The organism is Sphingomonas sp. AOB5 (assembly GCF_029433115.1).
In the GTDB taxonomy this organism is placed as follows: Bacteria; Pseudomonadota; Alphaproteobacteria; order Sphingomonadales; family Sphingomonadaceae; genus Sphingomonas.
The window spans coordinates 41,315-59,053 of the sequence record NZ_JARNTV010000006.1 but is presented as its reverse complement, the minus strand read 5'-3'; the positions used below and the strand labels follow the sequence as shown (position 1 = coordinate 59,053).

The following is a 17,739-nucleotide window of genomic DNA, read 5'->3' as shown; positions in this document are numbered from 1 at the left end:
TCCGGCCCGGAAGGACCGGAATGCAAAATCAGAGCGTGTTGGCTTCCACCACGTTCGCTTCGACCGGTGCAGCAGCGTTGTCGACAACGGTGTTCGAGGTGACGTCGATATCGACGACGTTCTCGACAACAGTGTTCTCGACGACGGTGGTGTTGTTGGCGGTCGGCTGGCAGGCGGCGAGAGTCATCAGGCCGGCGGCAGCAGCAACAATGAGGACCTTCTTCATTTCATTGCTCCCAATGGAAACGTTCAAGTTTCGCGGCCGGCCCGAATGCCGACGCGAAGATCGATGCAATAACGGTCGTTACGCCTGCGTCAATTGCAATTCGATGGCCGGAATGCGGCGCGCCCTTCGGGTCGTCGCAAACTGGGTCTTCCGCATTGCAAAATAAAGGCTTTCCAACGCAAAAGGGGCGCCCCGAAGGACGCCCCTTGATCGTTCCCGGCGCCAGGCGCGCGGGAAGGAGATTACATCGCGTTCGAGACGTTCTCTTCGACGACGTTCTCGACCGGAAGCTCGGTGTTCTCGACGGTGTTGGTGTAGTCGGAAACGTTGGCTTCGACGGTGGCGTTCTCGGTGGTGTTGGTGGCGCCGCCGCAAGCAGCGAGCGACAGCAGGCCGGCCGAGGCCGCTACGATGAGGATCTTCTTCATTTCATTGCTCCCAATGCAAACCCAGTCACCCCCCCCGAGGCTAAACCCCATGGCGTGACGGGTGATTGCATACCGCACCGCGCCATAGGGTCAATCGTAAATTGAGCCGAACAGGCAGAATTGGACATAATTCTGCCCAAATTGAGACATGAGTCTGCCTTGGAATCCGCCGGACGACCGTCAATCCCCTCTAAAGACCGGGGCGCGGGGGCACCGGTCCGATCTCCTCGGGCGCATTCGCGACGATCGCCAGCATCGCGGTCCAGGCCGCGACATTTTGCCGCAACTGCTCAGGATCGATCTTGTCCAGCGTGTCGTCGGGCGTGTGGTGCAGGTCGAAATAGCGGGTGCCGTCCTGCGCCAGATCGACCGCGGCGACGCCCAGCTTCATGATCGGGCCGACATCGGCGCCGTCGCCGGCAATGTCGCGGCCGCGGGTGATGCCCAGCGGGGCCAGCGCCACCGCCAGCCGGTCCGCGATCGGCGCCGCGCTTGCCGGCAGGTTCACGTCGAACTTCCAGATCCGGTCGGCGCCGAAATCGGATTCGGCGGCCAGCACATGCTTGTCGCCCTTGTGCGCTTCGGCATAGGCCTTGCCGCCGAAGATGCCGACTTCCTCGGCACCGAACCATACGACGCGAATCGTGCGGCGCGGCTGGCCGGAATCCATCACCCGCTTGGCGGCGGCGGCGGTGATCGCCACGCCCGCGGCATCGTCGAACGCACCGGTGCCCAGATCCCAGCTGTCGAGATGGCCGCCGATCAGGATGATGCCCGCATCGGGATCGCTGCCCGGCACTTCGGCGATGACATTGCCCGATTCGCGCTGGCCGACGAACTGCGGGGTGAGCGTCAGGCGGATACGCACCGGCTGGCCGCGCTTCAGCACACGCTCGAGTTGTTCCGAATCAGGGATCGAGAGCGCGGCGGCCGGGATCGGCTTCACGCCCTCGGGCCAGCTGGTGCCGCCGGCATGCGGATTGCGGTGATAGTCGGTGCCGATCGAGCGGATGACGATCGCGACTGCACCCTTTTGTGCCGCGATTCCGGGGCCGGTGCGGCGTGCCTGCCCATAGGGGCCGTAGGACGAACCGTCCTGCGTGGCGTGCATCGAGTGGCTGACGAAGGCGATCTTGCCCTTCAGGCTCCCTTCGGGCGCCGCCTGCAGATCGGCCAGCGTCGGAAAATAGACGATCTCGGCCTCCAGCGGCTTGGCGCCGGTCGATCCCGAATTGCCGAGCGCAGTGAGGATCAGCGGCTGGGGGAAAGGCGAGACGATCTCGGCCTTCTCTTCACCGCGCACCCACACCGGCATCATGTACGTCTCGATCCGGACATTCTGGAAACCCATCGCCTTCAGCTTCTCCACCGCCCAGGCGCGGGCGCGGGCCTCGGCTTCGGTGCCGGCAAGGCGCGGGCCGATCTCGGTGGTCAGCCCTTCGGTGATGTCCCAGGCATAATTGTCCTTCAGCGCGGCATCGCGCAGCTCGGCGGGCGAGGTCTGGGCAAGGGCTGAAGCGGGCAGGGCGAAGGCGGCGATGGCCGCGAGCAGGGGGAGGCTACGCATGGCGGCATGGCTATCCTTCCGGGCCGGATTTGCCAATCGGCATCTGCCGCTTGGCGGCGGCACGCCGAACTGCCACTAGTGCCGCCCATGACGCCGCGCCCCGAAGCCATCGAAGCCCTTCTCGTCCAGGCGCAGGGCAATCCCGCCGCCTTGTACCGTGTTGCCACGCTGATGCGCCGGTCGGGCATGGAGACGCGTGCGGTGGCGCTGTGCGGCGAGGCGATGGCGGGTGCCGATGCCAGGCTGCGCGGCGAAATCCGCCGTTTTCTGGGGGAGGGCGTGCCCGAATGGCATTTCGGCATCGTGCGGGATCATGTGCGCAACGCCGCCTATGACGCCGCGATCCGCCGCGCGGTGAAACCCGGCATGCGCGTGCTCGAAATCGGCACCGGCACCGGCATCCTTGCGATGATGGCGGCGCGGGCAGGGGCCGCGGAAGTCATCACCTGCGAGATGAACCCGGCCATCGCCGAGGCCGCGCGCGAGAATATCGCCCGCAACGGCTATGCCGACCGCATCCGCGTGATCTCGAAGCATTCGGATGCGCTCGATCTCGCCACCGATCTGGGTGGCAACCGCGCCGACCTGCTGGTGTCGGAGATCATCAGCAACGACATGATCGGCCAGATGGTGCTGCCCGCGCACGAACGTGCGGCGCGTGATCTGCTCGTTCCCGGCGCACCGGCGATACCCGCACGCGGCACGATGCGCGTCGCGCTGATGGAAGACATGCAGGATGGCGGGACGAAGCTGGGCGAGATCGACGGGTTCGATCTGTCCGCCTTCAACCGGCTGGCGCCGCAGGTGCGACCGATCCATCCCGGCGCGACCCGCATCGCGCTGCGCAGCGATTCCGCGGACCTGTTCCACTTCGATTTCTCCGGCACCGCGCTCAAGCCCGACGCCGCCTCGGTCGAATGCCGCTCGACCGGCGGACGCGTGACCGGCGTGATCCAGTGGATCGCGCTCGCGATGGATGGCGAGACCGATTACGAGAACGCACCCGCACCGCGTGCCACGGCCTGCTGGTCGCCGCTTTACTATAGCTTCGCGCAAGCGATCGAGACCGCGCCGGGGCAGATCATTCGGGTCCATGGCGATCATGATTGCCGCAATCTGACGATCTGGTCCGACTAGCGGCCTCGTCCGCCGCGCGCGCGTTGCCAACGCGCCGCCCCGTCGCTACATCGCGGCCAAATTCCTGCAGACCATTTTCGTAGAACGGAGCTTCCCGTGGCCGCTCAATACGCCTTCGTCATGAAGGACATGACCAAGACCTTCCCCGGCGCCCCCAAGCCGGTGCTGAGCAACATCAACATCCAGTTCTATCAGGGTGCCAAGATCGGCATCGTCGGGCCGAACGGCGCCGGCAAGTCGACCCTGATGAAGATCATGGCCGGCGTGGACAAGGATTTCACCGGCGAGGCATGGCCCGGCGAGTATATCACCGTCGGCTACCTGGAGCAGGAACCCCAGCTCGATCCGACCAAGACCGTGCTGGAAAACGTCAAGGAAGGCGCGCGCGAGACCGCCGATCTGGTCGATCGCTTCAACGCGATCTCGGCCGAAATGGGCGATCCGAAGGACGACACCGATTTCGACGCCCTGATGGAAGAGATGGGCACGCTCCAGGAAAAGATCGACGCGGTCGATGGCTGGACGCTCGACAACCAGCTCGAAGTGGCGATGGAGGCTCTGCGCTGCCCGCCGGGCGACTGGCCCGTGGAGAATCTTTCGGGCGGTGAAAAGCGCCGCATCGCGCTCACCCGGCTGCTGATCCAGAAGCCGTCGATCCTGCTGCTCGACGAACCGACCAACCATCTCGATGCCGAAAGCGTCGAGTGGCTGGAAAACCATCTGAAGGAATATGCCGGCGCGGTGCTGATGATCACCCACGATCGCTACTTCCTCGATAACGTGGTCGGCTGGATCCTCGAGATCGATCGCGGCAAATATTTCCCGTACGAGGGCAATTACTCGACCTATCTGGAGAAGAAGGCCAAGCGCCTTGAGCAGGAGGACCGCGAGGAATCCGGCCGCGCCAAGGCGATCAAGGACGAGCTGGAATGGATCCGGCAGGGGCCGAAGGGCCGCCAGACCAAGTCCAAGGCGCGTATCGCCAAGTTCGACCAGCTGGTCGAGCAGCAGAAGAACCGTGCGCCGGGCAAGGCCCAGATCGTCATCCAGGTACCCGAGCGTCTGGGCGGCAAGGTGATCGAGGTCGAGAACATCTCCAAGGCCTATGGCGACAAGCTGCTGTTCGAGAATCTCTCGTTCACGCTGCCCGCGGGCGGCATCGTCGGCGTGATCGGCCCGAACGGCGCCGGCAAATCGACTCTGTTCAAGATGATCACCGGTCAGGAAACCCCGGATTCGGGCACCATCGAAATGGGCTCGACCGTGCGTCTGGGCTATGTCGACCAGAGCCGCGATCATCTCGATCCGTCGAAGAATGTCTGGGAGGAAATCTCGGACGGTCTCGATTACATGAAGGTCAACGGCCACGACGCCTCGACCCGCGCCTATGTCGGCGCGTTCAACTTCAAGGGCGCCGACCAGCAGAAGAATGTCGGCAAGCTCTCGGGCGGCGAACGCAACCGCGTGAACATCGCCAAGATGCTGAAGCGCGGCGGCAACGTGCTGCTGCTCGACGAACCGACCAACGATCTCGACGTGGAAACGCTGGGCGCACTCGAAGAAGCCATCGAGAATTTCGCAGGCTGCGCCGTGGTGATCAGCCACGACCGCTTCTTCCTCGATCGCCTGGCGACGCACATCCTGGCGTTCGAAGGCAATTCGCACGTGGAATGGTTCGAGGGGAACTTCGAGGCGTATGAAGAGGACAAGCGGCGCCGTCTGGGTGACGCTGCGGATCGGCCTACTGCGCTTTCGTACAAGAAGCTGACGCGGTGATGACGAACCGGGCGCTTGCGTAATGCCTCGCAAGTCGCCCGGCTTCGGCGAAACGCTCGACCAGTGGCTGGTCGCCGAGGGACTGGTTCCGTCCGACGACAACGGCGCGTCCGCCATCGCCGACGTTCCCCGTGTTCGCGCCATGCTGATCGAGGCCGCGCGCGAACGCCGCGTACTCAGCTATTCCGAAGCGCTGGGCGGGCTGGGTCTGCGCTTCACCCGGCCCAAGATGCGCGCCTTTTGCAAGACTCTCGACAAGATCGACGAGGCGGGCGCCGCCGCGGGCGAACCCGGCCTTGCGGTGCTGGTGGTCCGCGAAAGCGACCGGTTGCCGGGGCAGGGCTGGTGGACCGGCGCGCGCGAAGCCCATGGGTATGAGGGCGAATGGACCGGGCCGGAGGCGGCTGCGCTGGTAGCGCGGTTGCAGGCCGTTGTGTTCGAGCATTGGGCGGGATGAAGACCCGGCTGGCGATACTGGCGCTGGTCGCGCTGATTTTCGCCACGCCCGTTCTGGCGCTGTTGTGGATGACGGCGGTGCCCGGCCGTTCGCATGAAGGGCCGCTTCCGGCGCTGACGCCCGCGCAGGTCCAGCTCTCTACGCGGCTCAGGACCCATGTCGAGGCGATCGCCCGCGAACCGCATAATCTCGGCCATCCCGAAGCGCTCGAACGCGCGGCGACCTATCTCGAAGCGACGCTGGCGGGGATGGGCTATGCTGTGATCCGTCAGCCATTCGACGGCGGCCGCGCCCGCAACCTCGAAGTCGTGATCGATCCGGCCGATCCCAAGGCACCCACGCTCGTGGTCGGCGCGCATTACGACAGCGCGTTCACCGCGCCCGGCGCCAATGACAATGCGACCGGCACCGCCGCCGTGCTGGAACTGGCCCGCACCCTCGCCGATCTGCGCGGCAAGGCCGCGGTCCGCATCCGGCTGGTGCTGTTCGTCAACGAAGAACCGCCCTTCTTCCAGACCGACCGGATGGGCAGTCTGGTCCATGCCAACCGGCTGAAGGCATCGGGCGAGCGGGTGGACGGCATGTTCTCGCTCGAAACGCTCGGCTATTACAGCGACCGGCCCGGCAGCCAGCGTTACCCGTTCCCGCTGAGCCTGCTTTACCCGGACACCGGCAATTTCGTCGCCTTTGTCGGCACGACCGGTTCGCGCAATCTCGTGCGGCGCACCGTCGGCGCCTTTCGCGCGGTCGCACCCTTTCCCAGCGTCGGCGGCACGGCACCGGCCTTCGTACAGGGCATCGACTGGTCGGATCACTGGGCGTTCGAGCAGAACGGCATTCCGGCGCTGATGATCACGGACACCGCGCCATTCCGCTATCCGCACTATCACCGCCGCACCGATACGCCCGACAAGATCGACTATGACCGGCTCGCCCGCGTGGTGACCGGGCTGGAGCAGGTGATCCGGCGCTGGCGCGCTGCGGATTAGGGCTGGACCAGCCCCGTTACGCAGCCGCCTTCGAGCTTCACCGTGCCGACCTGTTCGGGCTGACCGGCGATCTGGGTGCGGATCGTCACGCTGTCCTTTTCCGATGCCGGGGTGGCGTCGATCAGCTTCAGCTGCGCACCCCGTTCGCCGATCATGCCCAGCGTCTCGACCAGGTCGAAATCGATCTGCTGCGACGGGCTGAGATAGCGTGAGCCGGCCTTCACCATCGTGCCCAGCACGGCCTGATCATTGGCATTGATCGCCGCGAAGAACGAGCGGGTGGTCGCTACATCGGTCTTCGCCGGCTGGGCGACGGGTACGCAACTCGCGGTGACGGCAAGCAGGCTGAGCATCAACGGCATCGAATCTCTCCTCGTTTCCGGAAAGGTGGTGGCATTTCCGTGGCTTGTCGAGCCTGCCTGAACGTGCAGCTGCGGCTGGACCCCATATCGCCGGAGACGGAGCCTTCCTCCCATGATAGGAACGGGCAACGAACCCGGAGAGAATGATGCGGAAATTGGCGACGATCTTTGCGCTGGCGGTGCCCCTGTTCGCGGCCGCCCCCGCGGCGGCGCAAGGCTATACCGAATGGAAGGACGGTCCCTGGAACGTCTACCAGATGGAGCCGAACGACTGCTGGATCGCCTATACCCTGCCCGAGGGTGACGACCTGACCTTCCAGGCCACCAGCGCGGATCGCATGATGTATATCTGGGTCGAGCGGCCGGGCTGGACCTTCGCTGCGCCGAACCAGGAATATCCCCTGCGCGTGCGGTTCGGCAATGTCGATCGCCGCGAGACCGGCGGGGGGCTGGATACCGATCCCGGCGTTTCGGCGCTGCTGGACGAGATGCAGCCGCAGGAAGTCGAAGCGCTGCTGACTGCGCCTTCGGTCGTGGTGACCGTGCGCCAGAACGACAATTTCGAAGTCCGCTTCAGCCGCGCCGCGCAGAACGAGTTCCGCAAATGCATCGCCAGCATCGGCGGCGTAGGCGGTAATCCGACGCGCTAACGCCGCGCGGCGGCGCTAGCCTCTCGAACCTTCTCGAACTCGAATCCCGGACGCCAGCGCGGCCATTCGCGACTGTTGGCCAGCCTGCCGCCCATCGCGAGGAACAGGTCGACGTCCTGTGCCGCGGCGGCGAAGTTCCAGCTCGCGTCCCAGGCGTCGCAGGCCTGATGATAGCATTTCATATAGCCATCGAGCCAAGCCTGCCCGGCGGTCAGTCCGCCCTCGCGCAGATCCGGCGCGCCGCCCAGCTGCATCAGCAGCAGCGCGGGCACGCCGCGCCGTGCGACCGGGAAATGATCGGCGCGGAAGAACAGGCCGCGTTCCGAAAAGGTCTCGGGTGCCACCACCCGGTCCTGCGCTTTGGCCGCGTCCGCCAGCAGATCGTCCAGCGTGGAATTGCCGTTGCCGACCAGCACGACATTCTTCGAGAAGCCGCCGGTATTGAGGATATCCAGCGTCAGGTTCGCGACGGTCTTTTCCAGCGGGTAGAGCGGATGGCTGCCATAATATTCGGAGCCGAGCAGTCCGCGCTCCTCGCCCGTCCATAGCGCGAAGACCATCGTCCGCTCGGGCCGCTTGCCCGCCTTGAACAGCCGGGCCAGTTCCAGCACCCCGGCCGTGCCCAGCGCATCGTCGTTCGCACCCGGGCGCACCGTGCCGTCGGCGGCCTTGCCATAGGCATCCCAGTGCGCGCCGAACATCAGCGTCTCCTGCGGATATTTGCTGCCGGTCAGCTTGGCGATCACATTGGCGGTCTGGATGCGCTCGACATTCACCTTCAGATCGGCGGTGAAGCGCACGCCCTTCAGCTCGACCGGTGCGAAATCCGCCTGCCGCGCCTCGATCCGCAGCGCGTCGAGATTGAGGTTGGCCTTGGCGAACACGGCATTGGCCACGTCATGTTCGATCCAGCCCTGCAACGGGATGCGCAGGTCGCCTGCCGCGCGGACAATGTCGTAATTCTCGCCATTATTGGCGACGACGGTAGACCAGCCATAGCCTGCGCCGCCGGTATCATGGACGATCAGCGCCGCCACCGCGCCGCGCCGTGCGGCCTCGTCGAACTTGTAGGTCCAGCGGCCATAATAGGTCATCCGCCGGTCGCCGAACTTCCCCTTGGCGCCATCGTCCGCCGTGGCCTCGAAATCGGGATCGTTGACCAGGAAGACGGCGACCTTGCCCTTCAGATCGACGTCCTTGAAATCGTCCCATCCGGCCTCGGGCGCATGGGTGCCGTAGCCGATGAACACCATCGGCGCGTCCACCGCGATCTTCTCCTTCGCGCCCACCGTAGTGACGCTGATCGTCTTGCCCTGTTCGGCCGCCATGTCGCCGAACGCCATGGTGCCGCCGGTGATCTTGGTGTGCACCATCGGCACGCGCTGGACATAGGTGCCGTCCTCTCCGCCCGGCTCCAGCCCCAGCGCCTTGAAGCGCTCGGTCAGATACGCGACCGTCTTCGTTTCGCCCGGCGTGCCCGGCCCGCGCCCCTCGAACTCGGGAGAGGCGAGGGTCTTCACCATCTCGGACAGCCGTGCCGGGTCGGTCTTGGGCTGCGGCGCGCTGGCCGCGGCCAGCAGCAGCAGGGGGAGGGACAGGGCAACGGACAGGACGGGCAAACGCATTACTTACGCTCCAGCAAACTCACACCGACAATCGCGATCCATGCGGCGACGAAGCCGGGCACGATCTCGTACAATTGCTCGCTCCAGCCGAGCTGGATCCACGCGATCACCACCGCGGCGCCGACGATCATCCCGGCCATCGCGCCGTTCCGCGTCATCCGTTCCCAGGTGAGGCTCAGGATGATGACCGGCCCGAACGCCGCGCCGAACCCGGCCCAGGCATTGGCGACCAGCGACAGCACCGACGAGTTCGGGTCCCATGCCAGCACCAGCGCGATCACCGCGACCAGCATCACCGAAAGCCGCCCGGCGGTCACCAGCTCGCGCTGGCTCGCGTCGCGGCGCAGGAAACGGCGGTAATAATCCTCGGTCAGCGACGCGGATGTCACCAGCAGCTGTGCCGCGATGGTCGACATGATTGCGGCGAGGATCGCGGCATAGAGGAAGCCGGTGATCAGCGGATGGAACAGCAGCTTCGCAAGGATGATGAACACCGTTTCCTTGTCCGCGATCGGGATGCCCTTGATCGCGGCATAGGCGAAGCCGCTCATGCCCACGCCGATCGCGCCGATCAGCGCGACGGTCATCCACACCATGCAGATGTTCCGCGCGATCGGCATTTCCTTGACGTCGCGGATCGCCATGAAGCGGACGATGATGTGCGGCTGGCCGAAATAGCCAAGGCCCCAGGCGAGTGCGGAAACCACGCTCAGCACGCTGGCGCCCGCGAACCAGTCGAGCCGCGCCGGGTCCGCCATGCGGATCGCGTCCGCCGCCGGCCCGATTCCGCCGATCTCGCTCAGCGCGATCACCGGCACCAGGATCATCGCGACGAACATGATGCAGCCCTGCACGAAATCGGTGAGGCTCACCGCGAGGAAGCCGCCGAACACGGTGTAGAGCACCACCACCGCCGCGGTGATGAACAGCCCCGGTGCATAGGCCTGGCCGAACGCGCTTTCGAACAGCTTGCCGCCCGCGACCATGCCGCTGGCGGTGTAGATGGTGAAGAACAGGATGATGACGGTCGACGAGACGAGCCGCAGATTGTCGCCATTGGCCCAGCGCTTGCCCAGATAATCGGGGATGGTGAGGGCGTCGCCCACTTCGACCGTGCGGGTCCGCAGCCGTGGCGCGACGATGATCCAGTTGAGCCAAGCGCCGGCGATCAGGCCCACCGCGATCCACCCGGCCGAGAAACCGGTCGCGTACAACGCGCCGGGCAGGCCCATCATCAGCCAGCCCGACATGTCGGAAGCACCCGCCGCCAGCGCGGTGACCGCCGGGCCGAGCGAACGGCCGCCCAGCATGTACCCGTCGATATCGCTGGTCGATTTGCGCCAGGCATAGACGCCGATGCCCAGCATCAGCGCGAAATAGATGCCCAGGCTGATGATCACGCCGGTTTCCATGTGCGTTCCCCCCTAGTTGATCCGCTTTACGAACATCCGCCCGTCGCGCAGTTCGGACTGGAAGTTCGGCACCTTCTTCATCAGGTCCGAAAGCCGCTTGAAGCCATAATTGCGCACGTCGAAGCTCGAGCGGTTGCCCGCGAGCGATCCGATCTCGGACAGCGCCGCGAAGCCGCGTTCGTCTCGCTTGGCGGCGTTATAGGCGTCGATCAGCAGGGTCAGCAGCGCGGGGTCCACGCCACTCTCGGCCTTGGCTGGTGCGGCGGGCATTTCCGCCTCGTGCGACTTGGTGAGTGCTGCGACATCGATGAAGCGGGTACAGGCTTCGCGAAAGCCCTCCGGCGTCTTCATCGTGCCGAAGCCATAGACTGGGATGCCCTCCTGCCGGATGCGCATCGCCAGCGGCGTGAAATCTGAATCGGACGACATGATGCCGAAACCGGTGACGCGCCCGCCGAACAGCAGGTCCATCGCGTCGATGGTCATCTTCATGTCGGTGGCGTTCTTGCCCTTGGTCAGGTCGAACTGCTGATACGGCTCGATGCCATGGCTCAACGTCTTGTCCGCCCAGGTCTTGAGCGCAGGCTTCTTCCAGTTGCCATAGACGCGGCGGATATTGACCGTACCCAGCTCGGCGAGAACGGTGAGTACCGGATCGAGCGATGCGGGCGAGGCATTGTCCGCGTCGATCAGCAGCGCAATATTGCCCGAAGCCGGTGGGGCTGCTGCCATCGAAACGCTCTCCTCGGCGTCCGGCCGGAAAGCGGCCGGGCGCCCGACACCGCTACTGCGATGCGAGCGCCCGGGGCAAGTTCAATCAGGCTTTTCCGAGCTTTGCGTCGACGCTCAGCGTCCCGCCGCCCGCCGCCGCGAGATACAGGAAGATGAAGCAGTAGAGCAGGATCGTCTCGCCGCCATTGTTGATCGGCAGGAAGTCCTTGGGCGCATGCGCCATGAAATATCCGACCGCGCTCATGCCCGATGCGATGAAGGCCACCGGGCGGGTGAACAGGCCGATCACGATCAGCGCGCCGCCGACCAGCTCGATCACCCCCGCGCCGGTCAGCAGCGGGTTGAGCGGCATGGGGAAGGGCGGAAAACCGAGCAGCTTCGAGGTGCCGTGCTGCATGAAGGCGAGGCCGGACATGATGCGCAGCACGCTGAGCAGCCAGCCGGACCAGCTTGCGGGAATGGGCATGGGAAATCCTTCCATTGTGACGATGGCGAAACGTCACACGGACGGCGGTATCGGTCAATAATACCAAGGGAAACCCAGCGTTTCCCTTCATATGAGCCCTCTCCCATCTTCATGGGAGAGGGTTGGGTGAGGGTCTTCTTCTTCTGCCTTGCCCAGGCCGAAGAAGAAGACCCTCACCGCTGCGACTAGGCAGCAAGCTGCCAAGTCTCGCTGCCTCTCCCGCGAAAGCGGGAGAGGGGGTCTCATCAAATGCTCGCCGTGAACCGCTTGGTGAACCCCTTGCCCGGCTTGTCGGTGTCCGGCACCGCGGAGACGTGATCGACCCGCGCCAGCGGCGGGCCTTCGCGGCATGCATCGACCAGTTGGCCGATCGCCTCATCTTCTCCATCCGCCAGTATTTCGACCCTGCCGTCGCTCAGATTACGCACCCAGCCGACCAGGCCGAGCTTCTTCGCGGTGCGGATCGTCCAGTCCCGATAGGTTACGCCCTGCACACGACCCGACACGATGATACGCTGTGTCGCCATCTTCCCCTCGCTATACGCTCCCGCCGGAATACGCCCCGGCCGGATCACGCTAGCAGGACGGGCGAATAAGACAGCCAGGCAGGGCCGCGACTTACCGCAAACCCGCCATTTTCCGGCGCTTTTCAAGGATAAGTGACGGTCATCACCTCATATTCACGCTCGCCCGCAGGCAGCATCACGCGGCGCAGATCGCCCACCGCGGCCCCGCGCAGGGCCCGCGCCAGCGGCGAATTCCACCCGACCCGTCCCGCGCCCGCCTCGGCCTCGTCATCACCGACAAGCGTGAGCGTGCGGTGATTGTCGTCCTCATCGGCAATGGTGACCGTCGCGCCGAAGAACACGCGGCTGCGGTCCTCCTGCCGGCTGGGATCCACCACCTTTGCCGCCTTCATCCGCTTCGAGAGCCAGCCCAGCCGCCGGTCGATCTCACGCAGGCGTTTGCGGCCATAGATATAGTCGCCATTCTCGGAGCGATCGCCATTGCCCGCGGCCCAGCTGATCGTCTCGACCAGCTTCGGCCGCTCGCCCGAGAAGAGCGCGTCATACTCGGCTTTCAGCGCGGAATATCCGGCAGGAGTGATGTAGTTGGGGCGGTCCATAAGCCTCGATCGTCGCCCCAGCGAAGGCTGGGGCCTCCAGCCGTAGCGCACCTGCCTCACGAGATGCCAGCCTTCGCTGGCATGACGGAACGGGATCAACCCGGCTGGTTCTTCCCCAGATACCAGCTAAGATTGTTCGGCCCCTGACTGCGCGCGCGCTGCGGATTCATAAGGTCGTAGACCACCGCATTCTCCAGCACGCGCTGGACATAATTCTTAGTCTCGAAGATCGGGATCAGCTCGACCCAGCGGACCATGTCGGCACCCGGCAGGCGCGGGTCGCCATTGGCGCGGATCCACTTGTTCACATTGCCCGGCCCGGCATTGTACGCCGCCACCGCCAGCGGATAGCTGCCATATTGCCGGTACATCTGCTTGAAATAGGTCGATCCGAGCTGGATGTTGTAATCGGTATCCACCGTCAGCGCGTCGCGATTATATCCCAGCCCGATCTTGCCCGCGGTCTCGCGCGCGGTGCCCGGCATCAGCTGCATCAGACCGCGTGCGCCGGCATGGCTGATCGCGGCGCGGTCGAACTGGCTTTCCTGCCGCGCGATGGCGTGGATGATCGTCCAGTAATCCTGATGTGCATCGGGGACCCGCACCGAAGGATATCCCGCCGCGGTATAGTCCGAGAAGCCGTTCTGCAGCGCGCTGCGGCCCACCATCACGCCCAGATCGGGCCGGCCGATGGAGCGGCTCAGTTCGGCGGCGAGCAGATGATCGGTATCGCTGGTCGCGTCCGCCGCGATCTGGCGGATGAACATGCCCTGCTCGTCATAGCGGTTGAGCGTGCCGAGCAGCTGCGCCGCACGCACCGTCTCGCGCTTGTAGAAAGCGTCGCGCACCGCTGGATCGCTCACCCGCCCGACAAAGCTGGGCGGCGCCTTGAGCGGCTGGCCGGTCCGCTCGAGCGAGAGCTGGCCGTAATAGAGATCGGGGAAGCCGCCTGCCTTCTGGTAGAAACCGTTGGCGACCGCGGTCTGCCCGGCCGCCTCGGCGGCGCGCCCGGCCCAGTACAGTCCCTTGGAATTGGTCTGCGGCGTCTTCGATCCATGGCCATAGCGATCGAACATGCCCACCGCATCGGCAGGCCGGTTCAGATTGTAGAAGGCCACGGTGCCGGCCAGCCAGGTCAGGCTGGTATAGTCGTCGCGCTCGCCATAGGGCCGGTCGCTCACGTCGGTGCCTGCCGGATAGGCGTCGTCCACCTGGCTCGCGATGCGATAGGCCAGGTCGTACTGACCATCGGCCTGCGCCCCGCGCGCGGCGGTGAGCAAAACTTCGTACCATTTCTCGACATTTGCCGGGCGCGCCGAAAGCCGCCGCGGCTGGCCGAGATAGGAGCGGGCGGCCATGCCCTGATTGTTGGCGCGCAGCCAGCTTGCCCGGTCGGCGATATAGCCTGCATCGCTGCGGCCCGCAGGATCGACCAAAGCCGCCTTCTCGGCAGCGTCCGGCGCGTTCAGGCGGAACGCGATCCGAGCATCGTACAGCGCGCGCTTGCCCTGCGGCACCATGCCCAGCAGCCGCGACGCAGCCGTGGTGGAACCGTTCCAGATCAGCAGGTCGGCGCGGACGTCATGATCGTCGGCCGTCAGCACGCCGGGGAAGCGCGCCAGCAGCGCGGTTTCGTCCACCGGCCGCATCGATCCTTTGCGCCATGCCTGCCGCGCCTGATCCTCGGCCTCGCCGCGCCGTCCCGACGCCAGCAGCGCCTCCGCAAAGCGCAGCCGCCCGGCGGAAGTCAGCGGCGGGAAGCGATCGAAGTAGCGGATCGTCAGCCCGGGCGAATTGGCGCCATCGGCCAGCACCGTCTCGGCGGCGGCGCGGCGGCTCGTCTCGCCGGGCCAGCCGGGATGGGCGATCAGGAAATTGGCATAGTCGGAGAACGGCCAGTTGTCCGACTGCTGCAGGCGGCGCCACTCGTCGAGCGCGGGGGCGAGCTGGTCGCTCTGGATATAGGATGGCGCGGCGTTCGGGATCCCGCTCTCGATGGCAGTGCGATACCATTCGATCTGCCCCTGCGTCATCTGCGAGGAGACGGCGAGGGTGGAGACGCCCACGAATAACGCTGCGCTCTTGATCACGGGAGCAAGCATGCTGGACATGATACGGAATCGGAGCCTATTGGCCACCCCTGATTTCAAGAATTAAGGACATTTTCGGGACCATGTTCTCGGGTTCTATTCCTGCGCTCGTCACGCCGTTCCGTAACGGCAGTTTCGATGAAGCATCCTATCGCGATCTGGTTGAATGGCAGATTAGCGAAGGTTCGGCGGGCCTCGTGCCCTGCGGCACCACCGGCGAAAGCGCCACCATGCCGAAGGACGAGCATTTCGAGGTCGTCCGCGTCTGCGTCGATCAGGCGAAGGGCAGGGTGCCGGTGATCGCGGGCGCGGGATCGAACGACACCGCCGTCGCCATCGCCAACTGCAAGGCGGCGAAGGAAGCCGGCGCCGATGCGGTCCTGATGGTCCCGCCCTATTACAACCGCCCAAGCCAGGAAGGCATCTTCCGCCATTTCGAGGCGGTTCAGGCGCAGTGCGACCTGCCGATCATGCTCTACAACGTGCCCGGCCGCACCGTGACGGATATCCAGCCCGCCACCATGGCGCGGCTGGTCAAGGCGTTCCCCGGCAAGTTCCCGGCAGTGAAGGACGCCACCGGCAACCTCACTCGCGTCAGCGAACAGCGCGCGGGCTGCGGCGCCGACTTCATCCAGCTTTCGGGCAATGACGAGACCGCGCTGGCGTTCAACGCGATGGGCGGGGTGGGGTGCATCTCGGTCACCGCCAATGTAGCGCCGAAGCTGTGCGCGGAGTTTCAGGCGGCGATCGCGGCTGGCGATTATCCCAAGGCGCTGGAATATCAGGACAAGCTGTTCCCGCTTCACCTCGCCATGTTCACCGATGCCTCGCCGGGTCCGGTGAAGTACGCGCTGGGCAAGGTCCGCCCGGGTTTCCCGCAGGAACTGCGCCTGCCGATGACCCCCGCGGGCGAAGCAAGCCGCACCGCGGTGGACGCGGCGCTGGCGCATGCGGGATTGATCTAGCAGGCGGCGAACGCCCGGCCGTTATTTCACCCGGGCGTTGGCGGCGGTCGCGCGCCCGGTGATCATCCGGCAGGGGGAGCGCACTTCCGTCCGCTCGAACTTGACCATGCAGCCATCCTGGAATGCCAGATAATTGTAGATGCCGGAGCCGGAAAGCTTGTCTCCGTTCCGCACCCAGGTCGCGAATTTCCACGGGCCCTGCATCAGTCCGTTCGAGAAGCGCCCGATATGATCGGCGTAGAGTTCCTCGCCGTCCTGCGTGAAATAGATGCCGAGTTCACCTTCTCCCTCTGCCAGTCCGTCCTTCCCGCATGCGCCGGACCAGCTGATTTTGGTGACGTGGCTGTTCACCAACCCATAGACCGCACCCGCGTTGATCACGACCTTGCAGTTGCCGGCAGGCTGGACGATCCAATGGTTGGCGTACTTCGTGTTGACCTGAGCCGATGCCGTGTTCGGCAGTACGAACAGGATCGGAATCAGCAACAGCCCCAGAACTCGCAACATCGGTTTATCCCCCCTGTCTCGATACCCTCATATTGATGATTGTATGACACACCTTGCCGGTCAAGCATGGGGCGGTGGCTGAACGGGACGATCAGGCTTTCCCTTTCCCCCCCGCGTCCCTACATCGCCCGGATCATGTCCCGTCCGCTTCCCACGAAATTCGAGAAAGTTAAGACCGTCGCCGAGAACCGGCGCGCACGGTTCGATTATTTCATCGAGACCGTTTACGAGGCGGGCATCGCGCTGACCGGCACCGAAGTGAAGTCGCTGCGCTTCGGCGAGGGATCGATCGCGGAGAGCTATGCCGAGGTCGGCGATACCGGCGTGTGGCTGATCAACGCCAACATTCCCGAATTCTCGCACGGCAACCGCTATAATCACGAAGCCAAGCGTCCTCGTAAATTGCTCCTTCATGAGCGCGAGATAAACAAGCTCCATGGCGCAGTGGCGCGGGAGGGGATGACCCTGGTTCCGCTGTCCATCTATTTCAATGGACGGGGACGCGCGAAGGTCGAGCTCGCGCTCGCCAAGGGCAAGAAGACGCATGACAAGCGCGAGACCATCAAGGAACGGGACTGGAAGCGGGACCAGCAGCGGATCATGCGCGATCGTGGCTGATGAACCCCGGTTCCGGCGTGGATGGGCGTGGTTCGCATCCCAGATGCCCACGCGCGAGGAGCTCGAGAAGAGCCGCATCCTCCGCCCGATCGCGCATCGCGTGCTGCATTCGTCGCTGTGGCGCTTCACCCGCCGTTCGGTCCCGCGCGGCGTTGCGCTGGGCCTGCTCGTCGGCATTTTCCTGCTGATCCCGGGCCTGCAGATCGCGGGCGCGGCGCTGCTGGCGCTGCCGTTCCGCGCGAACGTGCCCATTGCGGCGGCGATGACCTTCCTCAGCAATCCGGCGACAACGCCGTTCATCCTCTATCTGTCGATCTGGTGGGGCAATTCGCTGCTCGGCCGTCATGCCGATCTGGCGGGCCTGATGACGCTGATCGATTCCGGCGCGCCGATTTCGGCGTGGGCGAGCTGGTTCTTCTCCGACGCGGCACCGTCGCTGCTGCTCGGCCTGACCATCATCTCGGTTCTGTGCGCGGTGGTCGGCTATATGCTCAGCATCTTCGGCTGGCGCTGGTGGATCGCACGAAAGTGGAAGAAACGGCAGGATTTACGCAACGAACGTGCGTTGAATGCCCAATTTCTGGAATAGTTTAACCCGCTGACCGG

20 protein-coding genes are annotated in these 17,739 nt (G+C 65.0%); 8 read left to right on the top strand and 12 right to left on the bottom strand.

Features of this window, described 5'->3' with window-relative positions; translation table 11 throughout:
- Positions 1-28 precede the first annotated feature (28 nt).
- From P1X14_RS04465 to P1X14_RS04455, 3 genes are all read right to left on the bottom strand, one after another.
- Positions 29-226 carry a hypothetical protein gene (locus P1X14_RS04465; RefSeq protein WP_277314116.1) on the bottom strand — a complete coding sequence of 66 codons (198 nt, stop codon included), beginning with the start codon at positions 224-226 and terminating at the stop codon, positions 29-31.
- A gap of 242 nt (positions 227-468) precedes the next feature.
- Positions 469-654: a hypothetical protein gene (locus P1X14_RS04460; protein ID WP_277314115.1), complete on the bottom strand. Its 186-nt coding sequence runs from the start codon at positions 652-654 to the stop codon at positions 469-471.
- 190 nt (positions 655-844) lie between these two features.
- Positions 845-2,221 carry a M20/M25/M40 family metallo-hydrolase gene (locus P1X14_RS04455; protein WP_277314114.1) on the bottom strand — a complete coding sequence of 459 codons (1,377 nt, stop codon included), beginning with the start codon at positions 2,219-2,221 and terminating at the stop codon, positions 845-847.
- A gap of 87 nt (positions 2,222-2,308) precedes the next feature.
- Here P1X14_RS04455 and P1X14_RS04450 point away from each other — a divergent pair, with 87 nt between their 5' ends.
- From P1X14_RS04450 to P1X14_RS04435, 4 genes are all read left to right on the top strand, one after another.
- Positions 2,309-3,358: a 50S ribosomal protein L11 methyltransferase gene (locus tag P1X14_RS04450; protein WP_277314113.1), complete on the top strand. Its 1,050-nt coding sequence runs from the start codon at positions 2,309-2,311 to the stop codon at positions 3,356-3,358.
- A 96-nt stretch (positions 3,359-3,454) separates the two neighbouring features.
- A complete protein-coding gene (gene ettA / locus P1X14_RS04445; RefSeq protein ID WP_277314112.1) occupies positions 3,455-5,134 on the top strand; it encodes an energy-dependent translational throttle protein EttA in 1,680 nt (559 codons plus the stop codon).
- A 22-nt stretch (positions 5,135-5,156) separates the two neighbouring features.
- Positions 5,157-5,591, top strand: coding sequence for a ribose-phosphate pyrophosphokinase (locus tag P1X14_RS04440; RefSeq protein WP_277314111.1), 435 nt, complete (start codon positions 5,157-5,159; stop codon positions 5,589-5,591).
- Positions 5,588-6,580, top strand: a complete 993-nt coding sequence (locus tag P1X14_RS04435; RefSeq protein WP_277314110.1) for a M28 family peptidase — start codon at positions 5,588-5,590, stop codon at positions 6,578-6,580. The genes P1X14_RS04440 and P1X14_RS04435 overlap by 4 nt, the downstream gene beginning before the upstream one ends.
- On the opposite strand, the gene P1X14_RS04430 is transcribed toward P1X14_RS04435, so the two are convergent.
- Positions 6,577-6,942, bottom strand: a complete 366-nt coding sequence (locus P1X14_RS04430) for a hypothetical protein (protein WP_277314109.1) — start codon at positions 6,940-6,942, stop codon at positions 6,577-6,579. The two genes, P1X14_RS04435 and P1X14_RS04430, sit on opposite strands and share 4 nt — an antisense overlap.
- A gap of 146 nt (positions 6,943-7,088) precedes the next feature.
- Here P1X14_RS04430 and P1X14_RS04425 point away from each other — a divergent pair, with 146 nt between their 5' ends.
- A complete protein-coding gene (locus P1X14_RS04425; protein ID WP_277314108.1) occupies positions 7,089-7,592 on the top strand; it encodes a hypothetical protein in 504 nt (167 codons plus the stop codon).
- On the opposite strand, the gene P1X14_RS04420 is transcribed toward P1X14_RS04425, so the two are convergent.
- From P1X14_RS04420 to P1X14_RS04390, 7 genes are all read right to left on the bottom strand, one after another.
- Positions 7,589-9,217 carry a M28 family peptidase gene (locus P1X14_RS04420; protein WP_277314107.1) on the bottom strand — a complete coding sequence of 543 codons (1,629 nt, stop codon included), beginning with the start codon at positions 9,215-9,217 and terminating at the stop codon, positions 7,589-7,591. The genes P1X14_RS04425 and P1X14_RS04420 overlap by 4 nt on opposite strands.
- Positions 9,217-10,629 carry a sodium/proline symporter PutP gene (gene putP / locus P1X14_RS04415; RefSeq protein ID WP_277314106.1) on the bottom strand — a complete coding sequence of 471 codons (1,413 nt, stop codon included), beginning with the start codon at positions 10,627-10,629 and terminating at the stop codon, positions 9,217-9,219. Before putP ends, P1X14_RS04420 begins: the two co-directional genes overlap by 1 nt.
- A 12-nt stretch (positions 10,630-10,641) precedes the next feature.
- Entirely contained in the window at positions 10,642-11,361 is a 720-nt protein-coding gene (locus P1X14_RS04410) for an NYN domain-containing protein (RefSeq protein WP_277314105.1), read from the bottom strand.
- 85 nt (positions 11,362-11,446) lie between these two features.
- The gene (locus tag P1X14_RS04405; RefSeq protein WP_277314104.1) at positions 11,447-11,827 is read right to left on the bottom strand and encodes a DoxX family protein; all 381 of its coding nucleotides are present in this window, start codon (positions 11,825-11,827) and stop codon (positions 11,447-11,449) included.
- 245 nt (positions 11,828-12,072) lie between these two features.
- Positions 12,073-12,354, bottom strand: coding sequence for an acylphosphatase (locus tag P1X14_RS04400; RefSeq protein ID WP_277314103.1), 282 nt, complete (start codon positions 12,352-12,354; stop codon positions 12,073-12,075).
- Positions 12,355-12,476: 122 nt separating this feature from the next.
- Positions 12,477-12,953, bottom strand: coding sequence for a transcription elongation factor GreB (gene greB, locus P1X14_RS04395; protein WP_277314102.1), 477 nt, complete (start codon positions 12,951-12,953; stop codon positions 12,477-12,479).
- Positions 12,954-13,048: 95 nt separating this feature from the next.
- Complete coding sequence (locus P1X14_RS04390; RefSeq protein WP_277314179.1) at positions 13,049-15,055, bottom strand: lytic transglycosylase domain-containing protein; 2,007 nt, start codon at positions 15,053-15,055, stop codon at positions 13,049-13,051.
- A gap of 71 nt (positions 15,056-15,126) precedes the next feature.
- Between P1X14_RS04390 and dapA the strand changes: the two genes are divergently transcribed.
- Positions 15,127-16,008, top strand: coding sequence for a 4-hydroxy-tetrahydrodipicolinate synthase (gene dapA / locus P1X14_RS04385; RefSeq protein WP_277314101.1), 882 nt, complete (start codon positions 15,127-15,129; stop codon positions 16,006-16,008).
- A 21-nt stretch (positions 16,009-16,029) separates the two neighbouring features.
- Here the strand turns inward: dapA and P1X14_RS04380 are convergent, their stop codons facing one another.
- The gene (locus tag P1X14_RS04380) at positions 16,030-16,515 is read right to left on the bottom strand and encodes a hypothetical protein (RefSeq protein WP_277314100.1); all 486 of its coding nucleotides are present in this window, start codon (positions 16,513-16,515) and stop codon (positions 16,030-16,032) included.
- 135 nt (positions 16,516-16,650) lie between these two features.
- On the opposite strand from P1X14_RS04380, the gene smpB reads away from it, so the two are divergent.
- Together smpB and P1X14_RS04370 are read left to right on the top strand one after the other, a co-directional pair.
- Positions 16,651-17,133 (top strand): SsrA-binding protein SmpB, encoded by a 483-nt coding sequence (gene smpB, locus P1X14_RS04375; protein WP_277314099.1) that lies wholly within the window; start codon positions 16,651-16,653, stop codon positions 17,131-17,133.
- A gap of 43 nt (positions 17,134-17,176) precedes the next feature.
- On the top strand, positions 17,177-17,722 hold the full coding sequence (locus tag P1X14_RS04370) for a DUF2062 domain-containing protein (protein WP_277314098.1): 546 nt from the start codon (positions 17,177-17,179) through the stop codon (positions 17,720-17,722).
- Positions 17,723-17,739: the final 17 nt, after the last annotated feature.